This window comes from Kitasatospora sp. NPDC097605, from assembly GCF_040302725.1.
GTDB lineage: Bacteria > Actinomycetota > Actinomycetes > Streptomycetales > Streptomycetaceae > Kitasatospora.
In genome coordinates this window covers 12,468-37,573 of the sequence record NZ_JBEOSF010000046.1, presented here as the reverse complement: position 1 = coordinate 37,573, position 25,106 = coordinate 12,468, and the positions used below count along the sequence as shown (strand labels likewise).

The window sequence follows — 25,106 nt, the reverse complement described above, 5'->3', positions numbered from 1 at the left end:
TCGGTTCAGCTCCCTTCGGAATGGTCGGCCCCGTTGAGGGCGTCCTGGAGTTGCTTCGGGGCGCGGCTGCGCCGGCGCGGGACCGGCGGGAGCTGCTGGCCGGGCAGCGGTGGAACGGGGTAGCCGCCGGCCATCGGGTCGAACTCGCCGCTCGGCGCACCGTCCTCGGCCTCCGGCCGGCGCTTGACGACGTCCCGCAGCAGACCGAGCAGCAGCAGCGCGCCGACCGGGGCGCCGACGTACAGCACCACCTCGCCGAAGCCGTAGCCCTCGTTGCGCAGCGCCCGGACGGCGGCCACCATCACCAGCCAGACCAGCGAGACCGGGATGAGCACCTTCCAGCCGAGCTTCATGAACTGGTCGTAGCGGAACCGGGGCAGGGTGCCGCGCAGCCAGATGAAGAAGAACAGCAGAAGCTGGATCTTGAGGACGATCCAGAGCAGCGGCCACCAGCCGTGGTTGGCGCCCTCCCAGAAGGTGGAGACCGGCCAGGGGGCCCGCCAGCCGCCCAGGAACAGGGTGGAGGCGACGGCCGAGACGGTGACCATGTTGACGTACTCGGCCAGCATGAACATCGCGAACTTCAGCGAGGAGTACTCGGTGTTGAAGCCGCCGACCAGCTCGCCCTCGGCCTCCGGGAGGTCGAACGGCGCGCGGTTGGTCTCGCCGACCATCGCCACGATGTAGACGATGAACGACACCGGCAGCAGCACCGCGAACCAGGTCGGCTGTTGCGAGGAGACGATCTCCGAGGTGGACATCGAGCCGGAGTAGATGAACACCGCCGCGAAGGACAGGCCCATCGCGATCTCGTAGCTGATCATCTGGGCCGAGGAGCGCAGGCCGCCGAGCAGCGGGTAGGTCGACCCGGAGGACCAGCCGGCCAGCACGATGCCGTAGATGCCGACCGAGGCGGTGGCCAGGATGTACAGCAGCGCCACCGGGAAGTCGGTCAGCTGCATCGGGGTCCGGGTGCCGAACACCGAGATCTCGTTGCCGGCCGGGCCGAACGGGATCACCGCGAAGGCCATGAACGCCGGGATGGCGCAGACGATCGGGGCCAGGATGTAGACCGCCTTGTCGGCGCCCTTGACCACCAGGTCTTCCTTGAGCGCCAGCTTCACGCCGTCGGCCAGCGACTGCAGCAGGCCCCAGGGGCCGTGCCGGTTGGGCCCGATGCGCAGCTGCATCCAGGCCACCACCTTGCGCTCCCAGACGATCGCCACGAGCACCGTGCCGACCAGGAAGGCGAAGCAGAACACCGCCTTCAGCAGGACCAGCCACCAGGGGTCGCGGCCGAAGAAGCCGAGCGTCTCGTACGCGGCGAGGTCGTACCCGGCCAGCGGGTGCGAGGTGGGGTTCACTTCTCCTCCTCGTCGGACTCGACGCCCTGCGCCGGGGCGATGGTGACCAGGTGGCCGGTGGTGGTGCCGAGCGTGCGGTGGGCGCCGCCCGGGGTGGAGTTGAGCGGGATCCAGACCGTGCGGTCCGGCATCTCCTTGCTGATCTCCAGCGGCAGGACGAGCGAGCCGGCCGGGCCGGTGAGCCGCAGCGCGGGGGCGCCCGCGGCGCCGATCTCCTCGGCGGTGGTCGGCGAGACCCGGGCGACCGCGCGGTGCCGGGTGCCGGCCAGGTGCGGGTCGCCCTGCTGGAGCGAGCCGCGGTCCAGCAGCAGGCGCCAACCGGCCAGCACCGCCTGGCCGGTGGCCGGACGGGGCAGCACGCGGGGGTGGGCGGCCGGGGCGGCCGGGCGCTCGCCGGTCCAGGGCGCGAACCGGTCCAGCTCCAGCCGGGCGGCGCGGACGTCGGGCAGGCCGAGCCGGTGGCCCAGCGCGTCGGCGAGCATGTTCAGCACCCGCAGGTCCGAGTGCAGATGACGGCCCATCTGCTGGTCCGGCTTGAGCGCGGCCTCGAACATCCGCACCCGGCCCTCCCAGTCCAGGAAGGTGCCGGCCTTCTCGGCGACCGCGGCCACCGGCAGCACCACGTCGGCGTGCGCGGTGACGGCGGACGGGCGCAGCTCCAGCGAGACCACGAACGGGACGGCGGCCAGGGCCAGCTCGGCCCGCGCCGGGTCGGCCAGGTCCTCCGGGTCGAGGCCGCCGACCAGCAGCGCGCCGAGTTCGCCGCCGACGGCCGCGTCGAGGATGTCCTCGGTGTCCCGGCCGGGCCGCTCGGGGAGCCCGGGCACGCCCCAGACGGCGGCGGCCTCGGCCCGGGCGGCCGGGACGGTGACCGGGCGGCCGCCCGGCAGCAGGCCGGGCATGGCGCCCGCCTCGACCGCGCCGCGCTCGCCGGCCCGCCGGGGGATCCAGGCGAGCCGGGCGCCGGTGGCGTGCGCCAGGCGCAGCGCGGCGGTGAGCGCGCCGGGGGCGGCGGCCGCCCGCTCGCCGACCAGGATCACCGCGCCGGGGGTGCGGAGCAGTCCGGCGGCCCGGCCGGCGTCGTCGCTGAGCGGCTCGTCGGCGGCGAGCGCGGCCAGCCACTCGGCCTCGGTGCCGGGGGCGGCCGGCAACAGCGCCCCGTGCAGCTTGGCCAGGCCCCGGGAGGCGTGCGCGGCGACCGAGAAGACCGCCAGGCCGCGGTTGCGGTTGGCCTTGCGCAGCCGCAGGAAGACGATCGGCGACTCCTCCTCGGGCTCCAGGGCCACCAGCAGCGCCACCGGCGCGGCCTCCAGGTCCTGGTAGGTCACGCCCTCGCCGGAGAGGTCCACGCCCTGCCCGGCGACCGCGGCGGTCAGGAACTCCGCCTCCTCGCCGCTGTGCGGGCGGGCCCGGAAGTCCACGTCGTTGGTGCCGAGCACCACCCGGGCGAACTTGGCGTAGGCGTAGGCGTCCTCGACGGTGACCCGGCCGCCGGTGAGCACACCGGTGGTGGCCTCGCGCAGCCCCTCGGCGGCCGCCGCCAGCGCCTCCGGCCAGGAGACGGCGACGAGTTCGTCGCCCCGGCGGACCAGCGGAGTGGTGAGCCGGTCACGCTGCTGGGCGTAGCGGAAGGCGAACCGGCCCTTGTCGCAGTTCCACTCCTCGTTGACCGCCGGGTCCTCGCCGGCCAGCCGGCGCAGCACCTTGCCGCGCCGGTGGTCGGTGCGCTGGGCGCAGCCGGACGAGCAGTGCTCGCAGACGCTCGGCGAGGAGACCAGGTCGAACGGGCGGGAGCGGAAGCGATAGGCCGCCGAGGTGAGGGCGCCGACCGGGCAGATCTGGATGGTGTTGCCGGAGAAGTACGACTCGAAGTCGTCGCCCTCGCCGGTGCCGACCTGCTGCAGGGCGCCGCGCTCGACCAGGTCGATGAACGGGTCGCCGGCGATCTGCTGGGAGAACCGGGTGCAGCGGGCGCAGAGCACGCAGCGCTCCCGGTCCAGCAGCACCTGGCTGCTAATCGGCAGCGGCTTCTCGTAGGTGCGCTTCATCCCCTCGAAGCGGGAGTCCGTGTCGCCGGTGGACATCGCCTGGTTCTGCAGCGGGCACTCGCCGCCCTTGTCGCAGACCGGGCAGTCCAGCGGGTGGTTGATCAGCAGCAGTTCCATCACCCCGCGCTGGGCCTTCTCGGCGACCGGCGAGCTGACCTGGGTGCGGACCACCATGCCCTCGGCGACCGGGATGGTGCACGAGGCGACCGGCTTGCGCTGGCCCTCGATCTCCACGATGCACTGCCGGCAGGCGCCGGCCGGGTCGAGCAGCGGGTGGTCGCAGAAGCGCGGGACCTGGGTGCCGATCTGCTCGGCGGCCCGGATCACCAGCGTCCCCTTGGGGACCTGCACTTCGACGCCGTCGATGGTGAGCGTGACCAGCTCGACCGCGGCCTGCCCGTCCTTGGAGGTGGAGGGTTCTGTGATCGTCACGCGTGCACCTCCCTTTCGGTGGCGGACTGGTGGCCGGGGCGGGGGCCGTCGGCCCAGACGGTGGAGGCTGCCGGGTCGAACGGGCAGCGACGCTCGGTGAGGTGCTGCTCGTACTCGGCCCGGAAGTGCTGGAGCGAGGAGACGATCGGGCTGGCCGCGCCGTCGCCCAGCGCGCAGAAGGACTTGCCGTTGATGTTGTCGGCGATGTCGAGGAGCTTCTCGAGGTCGCCCTCGGTGCCCCCGCCGGCCTCGATCCGCTTGAGCAGCTGGACCAGCCAGTAGGTGCCCTCGCGGCAGGGGGTGCACTTGCCGCAGGACTCGTGGGCGTAGAACTCCGTCCAGCGGGTCACCGCGCGGACCACGCAGGTCGTCTCGTCGAAGATCTGCAGGGCCTTGGTGCCGAGCATCGAGCCGGCCGCGCCGACGCCCTCGTAGTCGAGCGGGACGTCGAGGTGCTCGTCGGTGAACATCGGGGTGGAGGAGCCGCCCGGGGTCCAGAACTTGAGCCGGTGGCCGGCCCGGACGCCGCCGCTGATGTCGAGCAGCTGGCGCAGCGTGATGCCGAGCGGGGCCTCGTACTGGCCGGGGTTGGTGACGTGGCCGGAGAGCGAGTAGAGCGTGAAGCCGGGGGACTTCTCGGTGCCCAGGCCCTTGAACCACTCCTTGCCCCGGGCCAGGATCGGCGGCACCGAGGCGATCGACTCGACGTTGTTGACCACGGTCGGGCAGGCATAGAGGCCGGCGATGGCCGGGAACGGCGGGCGCAGCCTCGGCTGGCCGCGGCGCCCCTCCAGCGAGTCGAGCAGGGCCGTCTCCTCGCCGCAGATGTACGCGCCGGCGCCGGCGTGGACGGTGATGTCCAGGTCGAGGCCGGAGCCGAGGATGTCCTTGCCGAGCAGCCCGGCCTCGTAGGCCTCGGCGACGGCGGCCTGGAGCCGGCGCAGCACCGGGACGACCTCGCCGCGCAGGTAGATGAAGGCGTGGTCGCAGCGGATCGCGTAGGACGCGATGATCATGCCCTCGATCAGCGAGTGCGGGTTGGCGAACAGCAGCGGGATGTCCTTGCAGGTGCCCGGCTCGGACTCGTCCGCGTTGACCACCAGGTAGTGCGGCTTCCCGTCGTTCTGCGGGATGAACTGCCACTTCATGCCGGTCGGGAAGCCCGCGCCGCCGCGGCCGCGCAGGCCGGCGTCCTTGACCAGGGCGATCACGTCGTCCGGGGGCATCGCGAGGGCGGCCCGCAGGCCCTCGTACCCGGCGTGCCGGCGGTAGGTGGCCAGGCTCCAGGGGCGGCTGTCCTCCCAGGAGGCGGACAGCACCGGGGTGAGCAGCTTCTCGGCCGGCTCGGCGGAGGTCATCACGCTTCGTTCCCTTCCTGGCCGGTGCCCTCGTGGCGGGGGGAGACGACGCGGGTGCCGCCGGTGCCGGGCAGGGCCTCGCCGCGGGCCAGCCGCAGGCCGGCCAGCGAGGGCGCGCCGCCGGCGCCGGACTCGTCGACGGCGCCGGGGCGCTCGTCGGGGAAGCCGGCCAGGATCCGGGCGGTCTCCTTGAACGAGCAGAGCCGGGCGCCGCGGGTCGGGACGGCCTCCCGGCCCGCGCGCAGGTCGTCGACCAGCCGCTTGGCGCTCTCCGGCGTCTGGTTGTCGAAGAACTCCCAGTTGACCATCACCACGGGCGCGTAGTCGCAGGCCGCGTTGCACTCGATGTGCTCGATCGAGATCCGGCCGTCCCCGGTGGTCTCGTTGTTGGCGATCCCGAGGTGCTCCTGGAGCTCGGCGAAGATCTGGTCGCCGCCGAGCACCGCGCACAGGGTGTTGGTGCAGACCCCGACGTGGTACTCGCCGGCGGGCCGGCGCCGGTACATGGTGTAGAAGGTGGCGACGGCGGTGACCTCGGCGGTGGTGAGGTCCAGCTGCTCCGCGCAGAACCGGATGCCGGTCGGGCTGACGAAGCCCTCCTCGGCCTGCACCAGGTGCAGCAGCGGCAGCAGGGCGGAACGGGCCACCGGGTAGCGGCCGATCAGCTCGGCGGCGTCGGCGGCCAGCCGGGCGTGCACCTCCTCGGGGTACGGCCGGGCCGGCAGCGCCGGCATCCCCAGTTGGACGTCTGTCACCGGTCCACGCCTCCCATCACCGGGTCAATCCCGGCCACCGCGACGATGACGTCGGCCACCTGGCCGCCCTCGCACATCGCCGCCATCGTCTGCAGATTGGTGAACGACGGGTCCCGGAAGTGGACCCGGTACGGGCGGGTGCCGCCGTCGCTGACCACGTGCACGCCCAGCTCGCCCTTGGGCGACTCGACCGCCGCGTAGGCCTGGCCGACCGGGACCCGGAAGCCCTCGGTGACCAGCTTGAAGTGGTGGATCAGGGCCTCCATGGAGGTGCCCATGATCTTCCGGATGTGGTCGAGGGAGTTGCCCATCCCGTCCGGCCCGACGGCGAGCTGGGCCGGCCAGGCGATCTTCTTGTCGCCCACCATGACCGGGCCGGGGCGCAGCCGGTCCAGGCACTGCTCGACGATCCGCAGCGACTGCTTCATCTCCTCCAGGCGGATCAGGAAGCGGCCGTAGGAGTCGGCGCTGTCGGCGATCGCGACCTCGAAGTCGTAGTTCTCGTAGCCGCAGTACGGGTCGGTCTTGCGCAGGTCGTGCGGCAGGCCGGTGGCGCGCAGGATCGGGCCGGTGGCGCCGAGGGCGAGGCAGCCGGGCAGGTCGAGGAAGCCGACGTCGACCAGCCGGGCCTTGAACACCGGGTTGCCGGTGGCGAGCTTGTCGTACTCGTGCATCCGGGAGCGGAAGGTCTTCACGGCCTCGCGGATCTGGTCGACCGCGCCGGGCGGGAGGTCCTGGGCGAGGCCGCCGGGGCGGACGTACGCGTGGTTCATCCGCAGGCCGGTGACCAGTTCGAAGATGTCCAGGATCAGCTCGCGGTCGCGGAAGCCGTAGATCATCAGCGTGGTGGAGCCGATCTCCATGCCGCCGGTGGCCAGGCAGACCAGGTGCGAGGCGATCCGGTTGAGCTCCATCATCAGCACCCGGATGACGTCGGCCCGCTCGGGGATGTCGCCGCTGATGCCGAGCAGCTTCTCGACCGCCAGGCAGTAGGCGGTCTCGTTGAACAGCGGGGTCAGGTAGTCCATCCGGGTCACGAAGGTGGTGCCCTGGACCCAGCTGCGGAACTCCATGTTCTTCTCGATGCCGGTGTGGAGGTAGCCGATGCCGCAGCGGGCCTCCGTCACCGTCTCGCCGTCGATCTCCAGGATCAGCCGCAACACCCCGTGGGTGGAGGGGTGCTGCGGGCCCATGTTGACGATGATGCGCTCGTCGTCGGCCCGGCCGACGGCCTCGACCACCTCGCCCCAGTCGCCTCCGGTGACCGTGAAGACCCGGCCCTCGGTGGTGTCCCGGGCCTCCGCCTCGGCGGTGCCGTCCCGGTGCGTCTCCTCGTAGTGCTGGGTGTTCATCAGCTGTACGACCTCCGCTGGTCGGGCGCCGGGATCTGGGCGCCCTTGTACTCGACGGGGATGCCGCCGAGCGGGTAGTCCTTGCGCTGCGGGTGCCCCAGCCAGTCGTCCGGCATCATGATCCGGGTGAGCGCCGGGTGGCCCTCGAAGACCAGGCCGAAGAAGTCGTAGGCCTCGCGCTCGTGCCAGTCGTTGGTCGGGTAGACGCTGACCACGGACGGGACGCGCGGGTCGGCGTCCGGCGCGGTGACCTCCAGCCGGATCAGCCGGCCGTGGGTGATCGAGCGCAGGTGGTAGACCGCGTGCAGCTCGCGGCCCTGGTCGCCCGGGTAGTGCACGCCGCTCACGCCGAGGCAGAGCTCGAAGCGCAGCGCCGGGTCGTCGCGCAGGGTGCGGGCGGTGCGCAGCAGGTGCTCGCGGGCGATGTGGAAGGTGAGCTCGGAGCGGTCGACGACGGTCTTCTCGATCACCTCGGCCGGGTCGAGGCCCTGCTCCTCCAGGGCGCCCTCCAGCTCGTCGGCGACCTCGTCGAACCAGCCGCCGTACGGGCGCTCACTGGCCGGCGGCAGGGCGATCGGGGCGACCAGCCCGCCGAAGCCGGAGGTGTCGCCGCTGCCCTGGGCGCCGAACATGCCCTGCCGGCGGCCGACCACCTCGACCGGGATCTCGCGGTGCGGCTCGCGGCGGGTCTCGGGTACCTGGTCGTTCATCGCAGCAGCCCCCGCATCTCGCTCACCGGGGTCGCCTGCAGCGCGAGCGCCTCGCCCAGCTCCTCGGCGCGGCGCTTGTTCACGCCGAGCGGCTCGTGCTGGATCTTGTCGTGCAGCTTCAGGATCGCGTCCATCAGCATCTCCGGGCGGGGCGGGCAGCCGGGCAGGTAGATGTCCACCGGGACGATGTGGTCGACGCCCTGCACGATCGCGTAGTTGTTGAACATCCCGCCCGACGAGGCGCAGACGCCCATCGAGATGACCCACTTCGGATTGGCCATCTGGTCGTAGACCTGGCGCAGCACCGGGGCCATCTTCTGGCTCACCCGGCCCGCCACGATCATCAGGTCGGCCTGCCGGGGCGAGCCCCGGAACACCTCCATGCCGAACCGGGCCAGGTCGTAGCGGCCGGCGCCGGTGGTCATCATCTCGATCGCGCAGCAGGCCAGCCCGAAGGTGGCCGGGAAGAGCGACGCCTTGCGCACCCAGCCGGCGGCCGTCTCCACGGTCGTGAGCAGAAAGCCGCTCGGCAGCTTCTCCTCGATTCCCATCAGATCCCTCTCAATGCCCTCAAGTCCGTTGGCTTGTCCGCACGTTCACAAAGTCAGCGGTCAGTCCCACTCCAGACCGCCGCGGCGCCAGACGTAGGCGTAGGCGACGAAGACGGTGGCGATGAACAGGAGCATCTCGACCAGCCCGAAGATCCCCAGGGCGTCGAAGCTCACGGCCCACGGGTAGAGGAAGACGATCTCGATGTCGAAGACGATGAAGAGCATCGCCGTCAGGTAGTACTTGATCGGGAACCGACCGCCGCCCACGGGCTGCGGGGTCGGTTCGATGCCGCACTCGTACGCCTCCAGCTTGGCCCGGTTGTAGCGCTTCGGGCCGGTCAGTGAGGCCATCACGACGGAGCCGACCGCGAACGCCGCCGCGATGGCACCGAGTACGAGGATCGGCGCGTAGGCATTCATAGCCCCCGCTCCCTCCGTCCAGTCGTCCTTGACTGCAGATCGGAACCGACGGGTCACGCTGTGGTGAACCCGGCATTCCAGTTCCCGGATCCACCCCATGTGAGGCAGTTCACAAAGCCTGGAACGAGCGCATCCTATGCCCGTCGGCTTGTGATCTGCGACACGCAGTTCAAGGCGATCTTTGTGATCTCCGCCACCTCGTGAATGGTGACGAAGGTGAGCATGGCGAGATTTGTCTACACAAAGAAGTCAAATGGTCACAAGCAGTCGTATTCATCTGCGAAGCGGCTGGTCAGAGCCGCGCACCTATATCAACCATGCCTCGCCCAGAGCAAATTTCCGGGCGCCTGGTTGACGTGTTATAGCGGCTCACCCGCAGGGGTGGCGGCTCCGCGAACGCCTGCTTGACCCTTCGTTCACAAGCGCGTGAACGGCGTGCGAACGCCGCCTTCCGGCGTCACGCCGGGAGGGACTGCCGCTCCGCGCCGGCCGCCTCCGGCCGGGGCGCCGAGGCGGTCCGCCGGCCCCACTCGGTACCCGCCAGGACGAGGACGCCGCCGAGCAGGGCGAGCGGCCCGAGGTGGTTGCCGGCCAGGGTGATGCCGAACACCGCCGCCCAGAGCGGCTCGGTGCCCAGCAGCAGGCTGACCCGGGAGGGCGAGGTGGTGCGGACGGCCCACATCTGCACGAAGAAGGCGAACAGCGTGCAGAGCAGCGACAGGTGCAGCAGCCAGCCCCACTCGGCCGGACCGAAGCCGGCCGCGACCGTCCAGGGCAGCGGGCCGGCGAACGGCGCGACGACGGCGAAGACCAGCGTCGCGGCCGCCAGCTGGACCCAGGTGACGGCCAGGGTGTCGCTCTCCCGGATCGACCGGGCCCGGGCGGTGGCCAGCACGTTGACCGTCCGCACCACGGCGGCGCCGAGCACCAGCAGGTCGCCCGGGGCCGGGGCGCGCAGTCCGCCGTCCCCGGTGAGCAGCGCGATGCCCAGCACCGCCAGAGCGGCGGCCGCGAGGAAGGGGCGCGGCAGCGGCGTCCGGGTCAGCGCGCTCTCCGCGAGCGGGGTGAACACGATCGTGAGGCTGATGATCAGGCCGGCGTTGGTCGCCGAGGTGTGCACCGCGCCGAACGTCTCCAGGAGGAAGATCGCCCCGAGCACCAGCCCCAGCCCGGCCCCGCCCAGCCACTCGGCGGGCCGCAGCCGGCGCAACGGGCGCCAGGCGGCCAGCCCCAGGACCGGCAGCACCAGGCCGAACCGCAGCACCAGCATCGCCACCACCGTCCCCGGCTCGGCCACCCGCTGCACCGCCAGGAAGCTCGACCCCCACACCACCGCCACCAGCAGCACCGGCAGATCACGCAGCAGGACGGAGGACGGAGCGCGCACGGGCGGAGCCTCTCGGGGTGCTCCGGGCGCGGGGCGCTCGAAGCGGGCGGGGCCGGGCCCACGAGAGTCGCACGTCGTCGGACGGATCCCGGAGCGGAGCGGGGCCGCCATCCTCGCGCACCTCTCCGCTCCGGATCAACGGTTTCCCGCCCCCTACCGGATCTCCACGCCGCCGTGGATGATGTCGCCATGCCGACCCAGCCGTCCCCCACCCACCGGAAGGCCAGTCAAGTGACGCGCAAGCACTGGGCGTTGATCGCCGCCGCCACCGTCCTGCCGCTCGTCGCGAGCACCGGTACCGCCGTCGCGGACACCCCGTCGACCGGTTCCGGCGCCGGCGCGGCCGGGGTCGCCTGCACCTACACCCCGGCCGTCCCCGCCGACAACTTCAAGGGCATCCCGGTCTTCGACGCCCGCAAGGCGGCCAAGCCGTACAAGGCGACGCTGAAGACCTCCCAGGGCGCGATCACCTTCCAGGCGCTCACCGACAAGGCCCCCTGCACGACCTTCTCGTTCCGCTTCCTCGCCGAGCGCGACTACTTCGACCGCAGCCACTGCCACCGGCTCACCACCCAGCGGCTCTACGTCCTGCAGTGCGGCGACCCGACCGGGACCGGCAGCGGCGGCCCTGGCTACTCCTTCCCGGACGAGAACCTGGAGGGCGCCACCTACCCGGCCGGCACGGTCGCGATGGCCAACGCGGGGCCGAACACCAACGGCAGCCAGTTCTTCTTCGTCTGGAAGGACACCAAGCTCTCCCCCGCCTACACCCCGTTCGGCCGGGTCACCGAGGGCCTGGACGTGCTGCAGAAGATCGCCGCCGGCGGCGAGGACGACCAGAACAACCCCGGCGACGGCTTCCCGAACCTGCCGGTGAACATCCGCAATGTGAAGATCTCCGCCCGCTGAGCCGGCCGTCGCACTCCCGTACGGTGGAGCAGGCCCATCGACGGGCCACCGACACCGTACGGGAGCGGCACCGCATGGACAGCAGGATCTGGGAAAGCGTCGACCACCTGGTCGCCTGGCTCGACGAGGAGAGCCCGCTCCCCCCGCGCGAGGAGCGGCTCGCCCGCATCCTCAAGCTCACCGAGGAGGTCGGCGAGGTCGGTGCCGCCGTGATCGGCGCGACCGGCCAGAACCCGCGCAAGGGGGTCACCCACAGCTGGGAGGACGTCCAGCACGAGTTGTGCGACGTGGTCTTCTCCGCGCTGGTCGCCCTGCGCACGCTCACCCCGGACGCGGCCCGGGTCTTCGCCGAGCGCCTCGACTACGTCGAGCGGCGCTCCGCCGCCGGCCGCCGGAAGGGCGGCTGACGGCGGGCGGCGGCGGCGGCCCGGTCAGGCGTTCGGCGCGGCCTTCGCCAGGCCGTTGATGATGCGGTCCATGGCGTCGCCGCCCTGCGGGTCGGTGAGGTTGGCCAGGAGCTTGAGGACGAACTTCATCAGCATCGGGTGGGTCAGCCCGCGCTGGGTGGCGAGCTGCATGACCTTCGGGTTGCCGATCAGCTTCACGAAGGCCCGGCCGAGCGTGTAGTAGCCGCCGTAGACGTCCTTGAGGATGCGCGGGTAGGCCTGCAGCGCGCGCTCCCGGCCGCCGTCGGTCACCCGGGCGAGGGCCTGGACGATCACCCCGGCGGCGATCTGGCCGGATTCCATCGCGTAGGCGATGCCCTCGCCGTTGAACGGGTTGACCATGCCGCCCGCGTCGCCGACCAGCAGCAGGCCGCGGGTGTAGTGCGGCTGCCGGTTGAAGGCCATCGGCAGCGCGGCCCCGCGGATCGGGTCGGTCATGTTCTCCGGCGTGTAGCCCCACTCCTCCGGCATGCTGGCGCACCAGGCCTTGAGCACCTCGCGCCAGTCCAGCTCGCCGAAGGCCGGCGAGGAGTTGAGGATGCCGAGGCCGACGTTGGAGGTGCCGTCGCCCATGCCGAAGACCCAGCCGTAGCCGGGCAGCAGCTTGCGCTCCCCGCCGCGGGTGTCCCACAGCTCCAGCCAGGACTCCAGGTAGTCGTCGTCGTGGCGCGGGGAGGTGAAGTAGGTGCGGTAGGCGACGCCCATCGGGCGGTCCTCCCGGCGGTGCAGGCCCATGGCGAGCGAGAGCCGGGTGGAGTTGCCGTCGGCGGCCACCACCAGCGGGGCCCGGAAGGTCACCGGGCGCTTCTCCTCGCCGAGCCGGGCGGTGACCCCGGTGATCCGGCCGGTCCGCTCGTCCAGCACCGGACCGCTGACGTTGCAGCGCTCGTAGAGCCGGGCCCCCGCCTTCTCGGCCTGACGGGCGAGCAGCTCGTCGAAGTCGGCGCGCTTGCGGACCAGGCCGTAGTCCGGGAAGGAGGACAGCTCGGGCCAGTCCAGCTCCAGCCGGACCCCGCCGCCGATGATCCGCAGGCCCTTGTTGTGCAGCCAGCCGTTCTCGGTGGACACGTCGATGCCCATGTCCACCAGCTGCTTGGTGGCGCGCGGGGTGAGGCCGTCGCCGCAGACCTTCTCCCGGGGGAAGCTGGTCTTCTCCAGCAGCAGCACGTCCAGGCCCGCCTGCGCGAGGTGGTAGGCGGTGGTGGACCCGGCCGGGCCCGCGCCGACCACGATGACGTCCGCGGTGCTCTCCACAACGCCTGCGCTCAGGTCAACGGCGGTCTCGGACACGGTGGGCACACTCCTGCTGGGGGTCGGCCGGCCGGCGGGGGCCGGCCCGGCTGGGCTTGGACGAGTCTATGAGCAGCGGACGGGGCCGCGGCCGGGCGCGCGGCCGGTCAGACCTTGTGGGCCCGGTGCAGCGCGACGATCCCGCCGGTCAGGTTGCGCCAGGCCACCTTGGACCAGCCGGCCTCCTGCAGCCGGGCGGCCAGCGCCGGCTGGTCGGGCCACTCGCGGATCGACTCGGCGAGGTAGACGTACGCGTCCGGGTTGCTGCTGACCGCGGTGGCGACCGGCGGCAGCGCGCGCATCAGGTACTCGGTGTAGACCGTCCGGAACGGCGTCCAGGTCGGCGTGGAGAACTCGCAGATGACCAGCTTGCCGCCGGGCTTGGTAACCCGCAGCATCTCGGCCATCGCCGCGTCGGTGTCCTGGACGTTGCGCAGCGCGAAGGAGATGGTCACCGAGTCGAAGGTGTCGTCGGCGAACGGCAGCCTGGTGGCGTCCCCGGCAGTCAGCGCCAGCTCGGGGTGGCGGCGCTTGCCCTCGGCGAGCATGCCGACCGAGAAGTCGCACGGGACGACCCGCGCCCCGGCCTCCGCGAAGGGCAGCGAGGAGGTGCCGGTCCCCGCCCCGAGGTCGAGCACGACGTCCCCCGGACCGGCGTCCACCGCCTCGGCCACCGCCCGGCGCCAGGCGCGGGCCTGGCCGAGCGAGAGTACGTCGTTGGTGCGGTCGTACTTGGCCGCGACGTCGTCGAACATGGCGGCGACTTCGTGCGGCTGCTTGTCCAGAGAGGCTCGGGTCACGCCCCCCATTGTTCACCCTGGCCCCGACGATCCGGGCAAGGGGGCGCCTTCCGGGCGCTTCCGACGGGCGGATCCGCCGCGCGCCGCCTCAGTGCAGGCCGCGCCGCCCGCCCGCCCGGCGCCGGCGGCGCGAGCGTTTGCCCTGCGTTATCGCCGGCATCCCGTCGGCCAGCACCTCGGTCGCCAGGGCGACGGTGCTGGCGAGGCGGTTCTGTCCGCTCCGGACGGCCACCGCCCGCCGGTGCCGCCGGATCCGCAGCACGCAGACGGCGAACAGCAGCACCGCCACCGGCACGCTGAACCGGGCCAGCCCGACGCCCACCGGCTGCGGGTAGGTGTCGCCGCAGATCCGCACCACCTTCGGCTCGTCGGCCGCGTGCTCCAGGCAGACGGTGTCCCCGAGCCCGGTGCCGTCGGCCAGCGGCAGCGCGGTGGCGGTGTGGTGCTGGCCGGCCGCCTGGTAGCTGACGGTGCTGTAGGAGCCGCCGCCGTTGGGCAGCTGGGTCACCACGCCGTCGACCCGCACCGGGTGGGCGCCGATCCGGTCGGCCTGCTCGGCCTGACGCCACCCCAGCAGGCACATCCCGACGGCCAGCACGGCGCTGAGCACGGCGGTGAGGTACCAGCCTCGGCCCAACCGCGGGGATCGCTGCGGGGGGACGGTCGCGGATCGCATGGTTCCTGTCCTGGCTTGCGTTCGGGGCCGGGCACGGGGCCCCGCCGCCCGCGGGCACGGGCGAGGTGTGGTGAGGGTACGGACTGAGCTGAGCCGGATGCTATCCGCTGGCGGGCCCTCAGGTCACGGCGAAGGGACAATCAGGCCACGGGGTCGAAGGCGCAGTTCAGCGGCAGACGAAGCAAGTCCCGCCGGTCGCAAGGGAGTACGAGGAACCCCGGCCGGACCGGGAAGCTACCGGCGGGTAGGATGTGACGGGGCGACGCCGGGCGCCCGCGCTCAGCGCCGCCGGAAGACCAGCCGGCCGGCCAGCACCGTGGCCCGGCAGCCCCCGGCGGGCGGACCGTCCGTCCCGTCCGTGCCCGGAGCGCCGGGCGCGAACACCGCGAAGTCCGCCCGGCCCCCGACGGCCACCCGGCCGTGCACGGCCCCGGCGAGCGGCAGCACCGCCAGCGGGTCCAGCGGCCCGGCCCCCGGGTCCGCCCCGGTCCCCGGCAGCACGACCAGCCCGGAACGGGCCACCGCCGTCCGCACCGAGGCGCGCTCGAACGGCCCGGCCACCGCCGTCACGCCGGCGCCGAGCATCCGCTGCAGCCCGCGCCGGGCACTCGCCCCGCAGCGCGTCTCGTCGCGCTCCCCCGCCAGCCCGTCCGGCACCAGGTCGTCGCCGACCCCTTCGCGCGGGTCCGGGTGGTACGCCCGCTCCAGCAACCAGTGCCCGTACGGGTTGCGCAGGCCCGGCGTGAGCAGCGCGTCGCCCCAGTCCCGGACCCGGGCCGCCGGGTGCGCCGCCGCCAGCCCGGCGTACGGGCCGACCGCCCCGACCAGCTCGTCGCGCACCAGCACCGCCCCGTCGGCGTGCGACGGGGCGGTGGGATCGGCCGGGTCGGGCAGCACGAGGGCGGCCCGGTGCAGGGTCAGCACGGTGGGGAGGGGACCTCAGCCGTTGTCGAGGATCTTCAGCTCGGGGTGCGCGGTGCCGCCCTCGATCGCGGTGGAGGCGATGTGCGAGGCGACCCGGGGGTCGACCGGGTCGTTGGCCGGGTCGTCCAGCACCCGCAGGTGCTCGTAGGTGGTCGAGCGCTGCGCGGGGACGCGGTCGGCGGCCCGGATCAGGTGGATCAGCTCGGTGAGGTTGGAGCGGTGCTTGGCGCCGGCCGCCGAGACCACGTTCTCCTCCAGCATGACCGAGCCGAGGTCGTCCGCGCCGTAGTGCAGCGACAGCTGGCCGGCCTCCTTGCCGGTGGTCAGCCAGGAGCCCTGGATGTGGGCGACGTTGTCGAGGAACAGGCGGGCGATGGCGATCATCCGCAGGTACTCGAAGACGGTCGCCTGGGTCGAGCCCTTCAGGTGGTTGTTCTGCGGCTGGTAGGTGTACGGGATGAAGGCGCGGAAGCCGCCGGTGCGGTCCTGTACGTCGCGGATCATCCGCAGGTGCTCGATCCGCTCGGCGTTGGTCTCGCCGGTGCCCATCAGCATGGTGGAGGTGGACTCCACGCCCAGGGTGTGGGCGGCCTCCATGATCTCCAGCCAGCGCTCGCCGGACTCCTTGAGCGGCGCGATCGCCTTGCGCGGGCGCTCCGGCAGCAGCTCGGCGCCGGCGCCGGCGAAGGAGTCCAGGCCCGCCCGGTGGATCCGGGTGATCGCCTCCTCGATCGAGACGCCGGAGATCCGCGCCATGTGCTCGACCTCGGACGCGCCCAGCGAGTGGATCACCAGCTGCGGGAAGTCCGCCTTGATCGCCGAGAACGCGCGCTCGTAGTACTCGACGCCGTAGTCCGGGTGGTGGCCGCCCTGGAACATGATCTGGGTGCCGCCCAGCTCGACGGTCTCGGCGCAGCGGCGCAGGATCTCGTCGAGGTCGCGGGACCAGCCCTTGTCGCTCTTCGGCGGCACGTAGAAGGCGCAGAACTTGCACGCCGTCACGCAGACGTTGGTGTAGTTGATGTTGCGCTCGATGATGTACGTCGCGATGTGCTCGGTACCCGCGTAGCGGCGGCGGCGCACCGCGTCGGCCGCCGAGCCGAGCGCGTGCAGCGGGGCGGAGCGGTAGAGCTCCAGCGCCTCCTCCGGGCTGATCCGGCCGCCGCCGGCCGCCCGGTCGAGCACGGCCTGCAGGTCGGTGCTGGGCGCATCGAGGGTGGTCGCTGCGAGCTCGGACACCTGGCGGCCTTCTCTCTCTCGGGTACTGCACGTGCTTCATGTGCGACGAGCGCGACCCCGCCGTGCCTGGGCACCGGGTCGCATCCGGTTCAGCCTACGCCAGCGCTCCGCGGCCCCCGCGTCAGCCCGCCCGCGGCGGCGCCCCGCACGGCCCCGGCGGTCGGGGGCGGTGCGGGACGGCCGCGTTCGGGCCGCCGGCTCAGGCCACCGGTTGCGGCGCCGGCTCCAGCAGCCGGACGGCCACGTCGGGGGCGAAGCCGCTGTCGTGCGCGACCCGCCGGGCGAACTCGGCGACCCCGGCCAGCTGCCGCTCGCCGAGCGAGAAGTCCAGTGCCTCGCTGAAGTACCGTTCCAGCACCCCGGCGTCGAAGGCCTCCCAGCGGGCCGCCTGCTCGGCCACCTCGCGGGCCTCGACCAGCGAGAGGTCCCGGGACTCCAGGAAGGCCCGGTGGACGGCCGCGGTCAGCCCGGGACGCCGCTCGGCGAAGTCGCGGCGGGCGGCCCAGACGGCGAAGACGAACGGCAGCCCGGTCCACTCCTTCCACATCTCGCCGAGGTCGTGCACGGCCAGGCCCTGCTCGGCCGCCTGCCCCAGGTAGGCGCGCAGCGCCGGGTCGCCGATCAGCACGGCCGCGTCCGCCTCGGCGAGCATCGCGTCCAGGTCCGGCGGGCAGCTGAAGTACTCGGGCCGCACCCCCTCGCGCTCCTCCAGCAGCAGCCGGGCGAGCCGGACGGAGGTGCGGCTGGTGGAGCCGAGCGCGACCCGCCGGCCGTCCAGCTCGGCCAGCGGCAGCTTGCTGACGATCACGCAGGACATCACCGGGCCGTCGCTGCCCACCGCGATGTCCGGGAGCACCAGCAGTTCGTCCGCGTGCCGCAGGTACTCCACGCAGGTGATCGGACCGATGTCCAGGGAGCCGCCGACCAGCTGGTCGCTCAGCTTCTCCGGGGTGTCCTTGGTGAGGTCCAGATCGAGCAGATTGCCGGTCCTGGCCAGCCCCCAGTAGAGGGGTACGCAGTTGAGGAACTGAATATGCCCGACCCGGGGCCGGACCGGAGTGTTCTCCTGGGGCTCCCGCGTTTCCGCATCCGGTACTGCCACTGCGCCGCTCCCTTGCTGTTCGTGCGCCTCCCCGCAGGGTATGCCCGCCGCCCCGCGAGTCCCGCACCGCCCTTCCGGGACGCCCCGCGACGCGTCGCGGCGCACCGCGCCGAGGGTCACAACGGCCTTACGACACGCGCTGTCCAGCCCGCAAGTCACCCCTGGTCGTCACAGCAGCCGCATGCTAGCGTTGCCCTCAGTTGCAGTTTGATTCCCCTTGCAGTACTTGAAGCCTGCGGAGCATGTAACCGCAGGCTTTTCGTAGTTTTTCAGCAATATCGAAAAACTCCGGACCCGTCCGGAGGCAGGGCGATCAGCGCAGCGGACCGGGTGCCACACGGTGTGGCCCCGACACGTCCCTCGCAAGGAGAACGGCATGGCTCAGGGAACCGTCAAGTGGTTCAACGCTGAGAAGGGCTTCGGCTTCATCGCCCAGGATGGCGGCGGCCCCGACGTCTTCGTCCACTACTCCGCCATCAACGCGAGCGGTTTCCGCTCGCTGGAGGAGAACCAGGCGGTCAGCTTCGACGTCACCCAGGGCCCGAAGGGCCCGCAGGCGGAGAACGTCACCGTCGTCTGACCATCCTCGATGATGATCTGATCGCTCCGGACCCGTCGGGTCCGTAGACGGCCGCCGGCCGTCAGCGTGAGCACAAGAGCTGCAGTACCCAAGGGGGCCCGCCGTCCGGTGGGCCCCCTGCCTTGTGCCCGCGTCCCCGGGGGGAACGCGGAAGGGCCCTCCTCCCGTCGTGGGAGGAGGGCCCCTTCGTGTGCCCGTTCTTCGCGGCGCCCGTTCTTCGCGGTGCCCGTTCCGAAGGGGCGTCAGGCCGTCGCGGTGGCCTGGGCCGGGACCTTGGCCTCGACCGGGGCCGGGCCCTCGTCGTAGAGGTCGCCGGTCGGATTGTTGTAGGCGACCAGGTCGAGGGTCTTCTCCCGGGCCGCGACCACGATCGGCACCAGGGCCTGGCCGGCGACGTTGGTCGCGGTGCGCATCATGTCCAGGATCGGGTCGATGGCCAGCAGCAGGCCGACGCCCTCCAGCGGCAGGCCCAGGGTGGAGAGGGTCAGCGTCAGCATGACGATCGCACCGGTGAGGCCGGCGGTGGCCGCCGAGCCGATCACCGAGACGAAGGCGATCAGCAGGTAGTCCTTGATGCCGAGGTCGATGCCGTACACCTGGGCGACGAAGATCGCGGCCAGCGAGGGGTAGATCGCGGCGCAGCCGTCCATCTTGGTGGTGGCGCCGAACGGGACGGCGAACGAGGCGTACTCACTCGGGACGCCCAGGCGCTCGGTGACCCGGCGGGTGACCGGCAGGGTGCCGACCGAGGAGCGCGAGACGAAGGCCAGCTGGATGGCGGGCCAGGCGCCCTTGAAGAAGTTGACCGGGTTGAGGCCGGCGGCGAACTTCAGCAGCAGCGAGTAGACGCCGAACAGCACCAGCGCGCAGCCGAGGTAGACGTCGACGGTCAGCGTCGCGAACGGCTCCAGCAGGTCCCAGCCGTACTTGGCCACGGACTTGCCGATCAGGCCGAGGGTGCCGAGCGGCGAGAGCCGGATGACCCACCAGAGGGCGGTCTGGACCAGCTCCAGCACCGACTCGCTGAGCTTGAGGACCGGCTCGGCCTTGGCGCCGAGCTTGATCACGGCGGCGCCGGCCACGATCGCCAGGAAGACGATCTGCAGGACCTCGACCTCGGTGAACGCGGTGACGATGTTGGTCGGGAAGATCCCGGTCAGGAAGTCGATCCAGCTGCCGGTGGACTTCGGCGGCTTGAGGCCCTCGGTCTTGAGGTTGGTGCCCTCGCCCGGGTTGGTCAGCAGGCCGAGGCCGAGGCCGATGGCCACCGCGATCAGCGAGGTGACGGCGAACCAGAGCAGGGTGCGGACGGCGAGGCGGGCCGCGTTGGTGACGTTCCGCAGGTTCGCCACGCTCACCAGGATCGCGGTGAACACCAGCGGCGGGACGGCGAGCTTCAGCAGCTGGACGAAGATCCGGCCGATCGTCTCCAGGGTGGTGGCCAGCCAGGAGATGTCGGCCGCGCGGGCCAGGTAGCCGAGGCCGACACCGAGCACGAGGCCGGCGACGATCTGGGCCCAGAAGGGGGTCTTGCGGATTCTGGCGAGCACGGACGGCGACGAGGTCGCCTCGGGCGCTGTGGACATGACGGTGCGGCTCCGGGGGAGGCGTAGCTGGTGGTGAGGCAGGAGGGTGAGGACGGCGGCACGGCGCGCGGGCCGGACGGGGAGGGACCGGCCCCGGTCAGGGGCGTGCCGCCGGAATACAGCTCATGGCGCGACAACGGCGCGGGCTGTCCACAGCACCGATCGGACGACACGCGCGGGCGGCACCGGGCAACGGGCCCGGGCCGAGCGGCGAACGTGCGTCTGAGGTGGTCACGGCCGACACATTAGCAGTAAAGCTTTGAGATGTTCAAAGTAGTTGTTTGAGTTCCGGACGCGATCCGATTGACCGGTCAACAGTTATACGTATAACTTGGTGGCATCCCCCGCCCGCCCCGCTGCCCAGACCGGAGACTCCCGCCCATGGGCTACCTCGCCCTGCTCCGCGCCCCGCACGTCGGCCGCCTCCTCTTCGGCACCCTGCTCGGCCGCCTCCCGGCCGGCATGACCGCCCTGGTGATCGCCCTCGCGCTGCGCGAGGTCCACGCGCCGTTCAGCCGGATCGGCCTGGCCACCGCCGCGTACGCGATCGCGGCGGCCGTCGGCGGACCGGTGCTCGGCCGGATCGTGGACCGCACCGGGCAGCCGCGGGTGCTGCTGGTCTCCGCGGTGATCGCCGGCGGCGGGTACGCCCTGCTGGCGCTGGCCCCCGGCTCGGCGGTGGCCGCCCCGCTCGGCGCCGCGATCGCCGGACTGGCCATGCCCCCGCTCGAACCCTGCCTGCGCTCGCTCTGGCCGGACGTCGTCGAGGAGGAGCAGCTCGACACCGCGTACGCCTTCGACTCCGCCTCCCAGCAGATCCTCTACGTCGCAGGCCCGCTCGCGGTGGCCGGCATCGCGGGCGCGGTGAGCGCGGTCGCCGCGCTCTGGGTGGCGGCCGCGCTGGGCCTGGTCGGGGCGCTGGTCGTCGCCACCGCCGCACCGGCCCGGGCCTGGCAGGCCCCGCCGCGCGCGCACTCGGCGGGCCTGCTCGGACCGCTGCGCTCCCCCGGCCTGGTCCTGCTGCTGATCGGCCTGGCCGGGGCCGGCTGGGCGGTCGGCGCGCAGAACGTGCTGTTCATCGCCTACGCCGAGGCCCCCGCGGCGGACGGCCTGCCCGGCGGCGCGGGCACCCTGCTGGCGCTGGCGGCGCTCGGCGGACTGCTCGGCGCGCTCGCCTACGGCGCGGTGCGGTGGCGCAGCTCGACGGCCACCCGCACCTGGATGATGGCGCTCGGCATGGCCGTCAGCTACCTTCCGCTGCTGCTGCTCCCCGGACCGGCCGCGATGGCCGGGCTCGCCTTCCTCTCCGGGATCGCGCTGGCCCCGCTGCTGGCGGCGGCCTTCGTCCTGGTCGCCGAGCTGGCCCCGGCCGGCACCGTGACCGAGGCCTTCGCCTGGCTGGTCACCCTCTTCGCGACCGGCAACTCGCTCGGCTACGCCGTCTCCGGCCACCTCGCCGAGGGCTCGCTGCGGCCGGTGGCGCTGTGCGCGGCGGGCGGGATCGCCCTGGGCGGGCTGCTGCTGTTCGGCGCCCGCCACTGGTTCCGGCCGGCCGCCGCACCGGCCGGGGCGGGGTCGCTGCCGGCCGGCCCGGTGCCGGTGGGCTGACGCCCGCCGCGTCCCCCTGGACGTGACCGCGCCCGTCGGACCGGGTGGTCTGGCCGACGGGCGCGGTCACTCTTCCGTCCCTGGAGCGGTCAGCCGCCGGACGCCGTGGAGGAGCGCCGCACCAGCGAGGTGGCGAGCGGCGGCACCGGCGCGACCGCCTCGCCCCGGAGCAGCCCGGCGAGCGCCGCCACCCCGGCCCGGCCCAGCTCCTCGCCGGGCAGGTCGACGGTGGTCAGCGGCGGGGCGAGCAGCGCGGCCACCGGGACGTTGTCGATGCCGATCACCGAGAGGTCGGCGGGCACCCGCAGACCGCGCTCGGCGGCGGCCTGGTAGACGCCGGAGGCGACCACGTCGTCGTCGCAGATCACCGCGCGCGGCCGGTCCGGGCGGGCGAGCAGCCGGTGGGCGGCCTCGCGCGCGGCCGGCTGGCCCTCGTTCAGGCTGACGCCGAGTTCGACCACCTCCAGGCCGAGCGCCCGCACCGTCTCCTCGAAGGCGGCCTGGCGGACCCGGAAGGTGTACGCGGCGTGGGTGGAGCGCAGCCGGCCGATCCGGCGGTGGCCGAGTCCGGCGAGGTGTTCGACGGCGGCCCGCATGCCGCCGGCCACGTCCAGCTCGACGGTCGGCCGGGTCGGGTCGGTGCCGGGGTCGGCGTCCAGGAAGACGACGGGGGTGTCGGCGGGCAGCTCGCCGAGCTGGCTGTCGTCCGGGGAGCAGATCAGCAGGCCGTCGAAGCGGCTGGTGGTGGCGGCCTCGGCGAGCGTGGCGCTCCCCCAGCCGGAGCTGACCACCACGGCCAGGCCGTGCTTGCCGGCCTCCTCGTGGACCCCCTCCAGGACCCGGCCGAAGAACGGGCCGAGGATGTTCGGCACGGCCAGCAGGATCATGCCGCTGCGGCCCAGCCGCAGCTGCCGGCCGGCCGCCTGCGGGCGGTAGCCGAGGCTGCGGGCGGCCTCCCGGACCCGCTCACGGGTGGCCTCGGAGACCCGGCGGCCCGCCTCCGATCCGGAGAACACCAGCGAGACGGTGGCCTGCGAGACTCCGGCGAGCCGGGCGACGTCCCGGCCGGTGGGGCGGCGGACCGGGGCCGGCCAGGTCCCCGCCGCGGGCCGCTCCTGCGGGGCGGCGCCCTCGGACCCGGCGCTGCCCGGTGCGGCGTTCTCCGGCACGGCGGCGCCGGTCAGTTCTGCGGGGCCGAGGCGGCGGGACCGGTCTTGCCGGACGCGGCGCGGGCGGCCTCGTCCGCGGCGTCCTCCTCGGCGTTCTGCGCGGCGATCCTGGAGGCGGTCCGGGCGCGGATGCCGTCCACCCTGCCGGAGATCGCGGCCGACATCTCGTCGCGCTGCCGGCTCAGCAGGACGTAGCTGAGCGGGGCCGAGGCGACCGCGGCCAGCAGGAAGAGGAAGACCACGCCCGCCTCGCCGGAGACCGGGATGACCCCGAAGTGCCCGAGCAGCAGCGCGACCAGCAGGCAGCCGAGGAAGATCGAGACCCGCATCGAGGTGTACCGGAGCGTGGCGTGCGACTTCTTGCTCACATTGCTGCCCACCGGGGACACATCCTTCACTGCGCTGGGGACCGGGCCGGTCTCCCAGTGAAGCATGCCCGACGCGCCCGGCGGGGAACGGGTCCCGCCGGGCACCGCCCCGCACCGGCGCGATCAGCGCAGGTCGAGCCACATGGTGACGTCGTCACGGTCGTCGCCGGGCGCGACCCGGATGGTGCCGGGCACCCGGCCGACCTCCGTGTAGCCGCTGCGGGCGTAGAACGACTCCAGGCCGAGCCCGCCCCGCACGTACAGCCGCAGCCCGGCCAGGCCCCACTCCCGGGCGACCCGCTCCGCCTCGGCCAGCAGCGCCGAGCCGTGGCCCCGTCCCTGGAGGTCGGGGTGGACCATGACCCGGGAGAGCACCCGCCAGTGGTCCATCGGCCCGAACCGCATCGACTCGAAGACCAGCAGCGCGGCCAGCCGCCCGGTCTCCTCCTCCCGCGCGATCAGCAGCCGGTCCGGCCCCGCCGGGGCGATCCCGGCGAACTGCTTCTCGGCGGTGACCCAGACCTCCTCCTCGGTCACCTCGTGGACGAAGCCGACGGCCCCGCCGGCGTTGCTGGCGGCCGTCCACAGGCCGGTGATCTCGGCGCGCAGCGCGGGGTCGGTGTCCGGGTCCAGGGTGAAGCTCAGTGTCATACCTCCGGAGCGTAGCCGCCCCTTACGACATCACCGGAACGGTTTGCTCCGAATCCCCGGACCGCAGCGCCAGGCAGAGCAGCACCGCGACCGCGCAGAGCCCGCCGGCCGCGTACCAGGCGAGGTCGTAGTCGCCGAGCGCGTCCCGGGCGAAGCCGGCCAGGCCGGCCACGGCGGCGGCGCCGATCTGGTGGCAGGCCAGCACCCAGCCGAAGACGATCGGCGCGTCCTCCCCGAAGTGGCGGCGGCAGAGCGCGACGGTCGGCGGCACGGTGGCCACCCAGTCCAGCCCGTAGAAGATGACGAACGCCAGGATCGGCGGCTCCAGCGAGCCCGCGAACAGCTGCGGCAGCACCAGCAGCGAGAGCCCGCGCAGGCCGTAGTAGACGATCAGCAGCCGCCCGGGGTCGAAGCGGTCGGTGAACCAGCCGCTCGCGACGGTGCCGATCACGTCGAACACGCCGATCAGCGCGAGCAGGCTCGCCGCCGTGGTGACCGGCAGGCCGTGGTCGTGGGCGGCCGGGATGAAGTGGGTGCCGACCAGGCCGGCGGTGGTCGCGCCGCAGATCGCGAAGGAACCGGCCAGCAGCCAGAACGCCCGGGTGCGGGCGGCCGCCCGGAGCACCCGCAGCGAACGGGCCAGCGCCCGGCCACCGCCGGCGGGGGCGGGCGGCGGCTCGCTCGCGCCGTACGGGAGCAGGCCCAGGTCGGCGGGCCGCTCGCGCATCAGCAGCAGCACCGGGACGGCCACCGCGCTGGCCGCCAGCGAGACCACCACGACGGCCGAGCGCCAGCCGTGCTGCTCGACCAGCCAGGCACCGACCGGCAGGAAGACCAGGTTGCCCGCCGCGCCGGCGGCCGTGAGCACGCCGGTGACCAGCCCCTGCCTGGCCCGGAACCAGCGCCCGGTGATCGTGGTGGCGAAGGCCCCGGCCATCGAGCCGCTGCCGAGGCCGACCAGCACGCCCCAGCAGAGGACCAGTTGCCAGGGCTCGCGCATCAGCATGGTGAGGCCGGCGCCGACCGAGATCGTCAGCAGCGCGCAGACCACCACCAGCCGCACGCCGAACCGGTCCATCAGCGCGGCGGCGAACGGCGCGGTGAGACCGTAGAGGGTGAGGTTGACCGAGGTGGCGCTGGATATCGTGCCCATCGACCAGCCGAACTCGGTGTGCAGCGCGTCCATCATCAGACTGGGCGTGGAGCGGAATCCGGCCGAGCCGAGCAGCACCAGCAGCGAGACGCCGGCCACCACCCAGGCGTAGTGCGTCCGGGGCGCGCGGGCGGGGGCCGGGCGGGTGTCGGTGGGGGCCGGGGGTCCGGCGGGGGCGGGGGGTCCGGCGGGGGCGGCGTCGGTCTCGTTCACCCGGCAGAGTCTCCC

At 73.0% G+C, this 25,106-nt stretch carries 24 protein-coding genes; 4 read left to right on the top strand and 20 right to left on the bottom strand.

All coding sequences use genetic code 11. The annotated features are described in order from the left end of the window. Positions 1–5: 5 nt before the first annotated feature. The 9 genes from nuoH to ABTX81_RS34225 form a co-directional block, all read right to left on the bottom strand. A complete protein-coding gene (gene nuoH / locus ABTX81_RS34265; protein ID WP_502892921.1) occupies positions 6–1,364 on the bottom strand; it encodes an NADH-quinone oxidoreductase subunit NuoH in 1,359 nt (452 codons plus the stop codon). After that, a complete protein-coding gene (locus ABTX81_RS34260) occupies positions 1,361–3,844 on the bottom strand; it encodes an NADH-quinone oxidoreductase subunit G (RefSeq protein WP_350553814.1) in 2,484 nt (827 codons plus the stop codon). Before ABTX81_RS34260 ends, nuoH begins: the two co-directional genes overlap by 4 nt. Continuing rightward, entirely contained in the window at positions 3,841–5,202 is a 1,362-nt protein-coding gene (gene nuoF, locus ABTX81_RS34255) for an NADH-quinone oxidoreductase subunit NuoF (RefSeq protein ID WP_350553812.1), read from the bottom strand. Before nuoF ends, ABTX81_RS34260 begins: the two co-directional genes overlap by 4 nt. Beyond that, complete coding sequence (nuoE, locus tag ABTX81_RS34250; protein WP_350553871.1) at positions 5,202–5,936, bottom strand: NADH-quinone oxidoreductase subunit NuoE; 735 nt, start codon at positions 5,934–5,936, stop codon at positions 5,202–5,204. The genes nuoF and nuoE overlap by 1 nt, the downstream gene beginning before the upstream one ends. Before the next feature lie 17 nt (positions 5,937–5,953). Further along, a complete protein-coding gene (locus tag ABTX81_RS34245; RefSeq protein ID WP_350553810.1) occupies positions 5,954–7,309 on the bottom strand; it encodes an NADH-quinone oxidoreductase subunit D in 1,356 nt (451 codons plus the stop codon). Then, positions 7,309–8,019, bottom strand: a complete 711-nt coding sequence (locus tag ABTX81_RS34240) for an NADH-quinone oxidoreductase subunit C (RefSeq protein ID WP_350553808.1) — start codon at positions 8,017–8,019, stop codon at positions 7,309–7,311. The genes ABTX81_RS34245 and ABTX81_RS34240 overlap by 1 nt, the downstream gene beginning before the upstream one ends. Then, the gene (locus ABTX81_RS34235) at positions 8,016–8,570 is read right to left on the bottom strand and encodes a NuoB/complex I 20 kDa subunit family protein (RefSeq protein WP_030300882.1); all 555 of its coding nucleotides are present in this window, start codon (positions 8,568–8,570) and stop codon (positions 8,016–8,018) included. Before ABTX81_RS34235 ends, ABTX81_RS34240 begins: the two co-directional genes overlap by 4 nt. 60 nt (positions 8,571–8,630) lie before the next feature. Further along, positions 8,631–8,990, bottom strand: coding sequence for an NADH-quinone oxidoreductase subunit A (locus ABTX81_RS34230; RefSeq protein WP_014137597.1), 360 nt, complete (start codon positions 8,988–8,990; stop codon positions 8,631–8,633). Between the two features lie 457 nt (positions 8,991–9,447). Beyond that, positions 9,448–10,377, bottom strand: a complete 930-nt coding sequence (locus tag ABTX81_RS34225) for a DMT family transporter (RefSeq protein WP_350553806.1) — start codon at positions 10,375–10,377, stop codon at positions 9,448–9,450. 189 nt (positions 10,378–10,566) lie between these two features. On the opposite strand from ABTX81_RS34225, the gene ABTX81_RS34220 reads away from it, so the two are divergent. Continuing rightward, complete coding sequence (locus ABTX81_RS34220; RefSeq protein ID WP_350553804.1) at positions 10,567–11,286, top strand: peptidylprolyl isomerase; 720 nt, start codon at positions 10,567–10,569, stop codon at positions 11,284–11,286. 74 nt (positions 11,287–11,360) lie between these two features. Beyond that, a complete protein-coding gene (locus ABTX81_RS34215) occupies positions 11,361–11,693 on the top strand; it encodes a MazG-like family protein (protein ID WP_350553802.1) in 333 nt (110 codons plus the stop codon). Between the two features lie 24 nt (positions 11,694–11,717). Here the strand turns inward: ABTX81_RS34215 and ABTX81_RS34210 are convergent, their stop codons facing one another. The 6 genes from ABTX81_RS34210 to ABTX81_RS34185 form a co-directional block, all read right to left on the bottom strand. Next, complete coding sequence (locus tag ABTX81_RS34210; protein WP_350553869.1) at positions 11,718–13,001, bottom strand: geranylgeranyl reductase family protein; 1,284 nt, start codon at positions 12,999–13,001, stop codon at positions 11,718–11,720. 128 nt (positions 13,002–13,129) lie between these two features. Further along, a complete protein-coding gene (locus ABTX81_RS34205; protein ID WP_350553800.1) occupies positions 13,130–13,822 on the bottom strand; it encodes a demethylmenaquinone methyltransferase in 693 nt (230 codons plus the stop codon). 88 nt (positions 13,823–13,910) lie between these two features. Continuing rightward, positions 13,911–14,498, bottom strand: coding sequence for a hypothetical protein (locus ABTX81_RS34200; RefSeq protein WP_350553798.1), 588 nt, complete (start codon positions 14,496–14,498; stop codon positions 13,911–13,913). A 279-nt stretch (positions 14,499–14,777) separates the two neighbouring features. After that, positions 14,778–15,422, bottom strand: coding sequence for an imidazolonepropionase-like domain-containing protein (locus ABTX81_RS34195; protein WP_350553796.1), 645 nt, complete (start codon positions 15,420–15,422; stop codon positions 14,778–14,780). A gap of 15 nt (positions 15,423–15,437) precedes the next feature. Beyond that, the gene (mqnC, locus tag ABTX81_RS34190) at positions 15,438–16,661 is read right to left on the bottom strand and encodes a cyclic dehypoxanthinyl futalosine synthase (protein WP_350553794.1); all 1,224 of its coding nucleotides are present in this window, start codon (positions 16,659–16,661) and stop codon (positions 15,438–15,440) included. 199 nt (positions 16,662–16,860) lie between these two features. Then, positions 16,861–17,763: a menaquinone biosynthetic enzyme MqnA/MqnD family protein gene (locus tag ABTX81_RS34185; RefSeq protein WP_350553792.1), complete on the bottom strand. Its 903-nt coding sequence runs from the start codon at positions 17,761–17,763 to the stop codon at positions 16,861–16,863. Positions 17,764–18,139: 376 nt separating this feature from the next. Here ABTX81_RS34185 and ABTX81_RS34180 point away from each other — a divergent pair, with 376 nt between their 5' ends. Beyond that, complete coding sequence (locus ABTX81_RS34180; RefSeq protein WP_030300853.1) at positions 18,140–18,343, top strand: cold-shock protein; 204 nt, start codon at positions 18,140–18,142, stop codon at positions 18,341–18,343. Positions 18,344–18,585: 242 nt separating this feature from the next. Here the strand turns inward: ABTX81_RS34180 and ABTX81_RS34175 are convergent, their stop codons facing one another. Beyond that, positions 18,586–19,929 (bottom strand): dicarboxylate/amino acid:cation symporter, encoded by a 1,344-nt coding sequence (locus ABTX81_RS34175; protein ID WP_350553790.1) that lies wholly within the window; start codon positions 19,927–19,929, stop codon positions 18,586–18,588. Positions 19,930–20,310: 381 nt separating this feature from the next. Here ABTX81_RS34175 and ABTX81_RS34170 point away from each other — a divergent pair, with 381 nt between their 5' ends. After that, complete coding sequence (locus tag ABTX81_RS34170) at positions 20,311–21,537, top strand: MFS transporter (protein ID WP_350553788.1); 1,227 nt, start codon at positions 20,311–20,313, stop codon at positions 21,535–21,537. 89 nt (positions 21,538–21,626) lie between these two features. Here ABTX81_RS34170 and ABTX81_RS34165 read toward each other — a convergent pair whose 3' ends face one another. The 4 genes from ABTX81_RS34165 to ABTX81_RS34150 all read right to left on the bottom strand — a co-directional run bounded on the left by ABTX81_RS34165 (position 21,627) and on the right by ABTX81_RS34150 (position 25,091). Continuing rightward, positions 21,627–22,706, bottom strand: a complete 1,080-nt coding sequence (locus ABTX81_RS34165; RefSeq protein WP_350553786.1) for a LacI family DNA-binding transcriptional regulator — start codon at positions 22,704–22,706, stop codon at positions 21,627–21,629. Between the two features lie 11 nt (positions 22,707–22,717). Then, on the bottom strand, positions 22,718–23,086 hold the full coding sequence (locus ABTX81_RS34160; RefSeq protein WP_350553784.1) for a DUF4229 domain-containing protein: 369 nt from the start codon (positions 23,084–23,086) through the stop codon (positions 22,718–22,720). Positions 23,087–23,197: 111 nt separating this feature from the next. Continuing rightward, complete coding sequence (locus ABTX81_RS34155) at positions 23,198–23,725, bottom strand: GNAT family N-acetyltransferase (protein WP_350553782.1); 528 nt, start codon at positions 23,723–23,725, stop codon at positions 23,198–23,200. Between the two features lie 22 nt (positions 23,726–23,747). Next, positions 23,748–25,091 (bottom strand): MFS transporter, encoded by a 1,344-nt coding sequence (locus ABTX81_RS34150; protein ID WP_350553780.1) that lies wholly within the window; start codon positions 25,089–25,091, stop codon positions 23,748–23,750. Between the last annotated feature and the right edge of the window lie 15 nt (positions 25,092–25,106).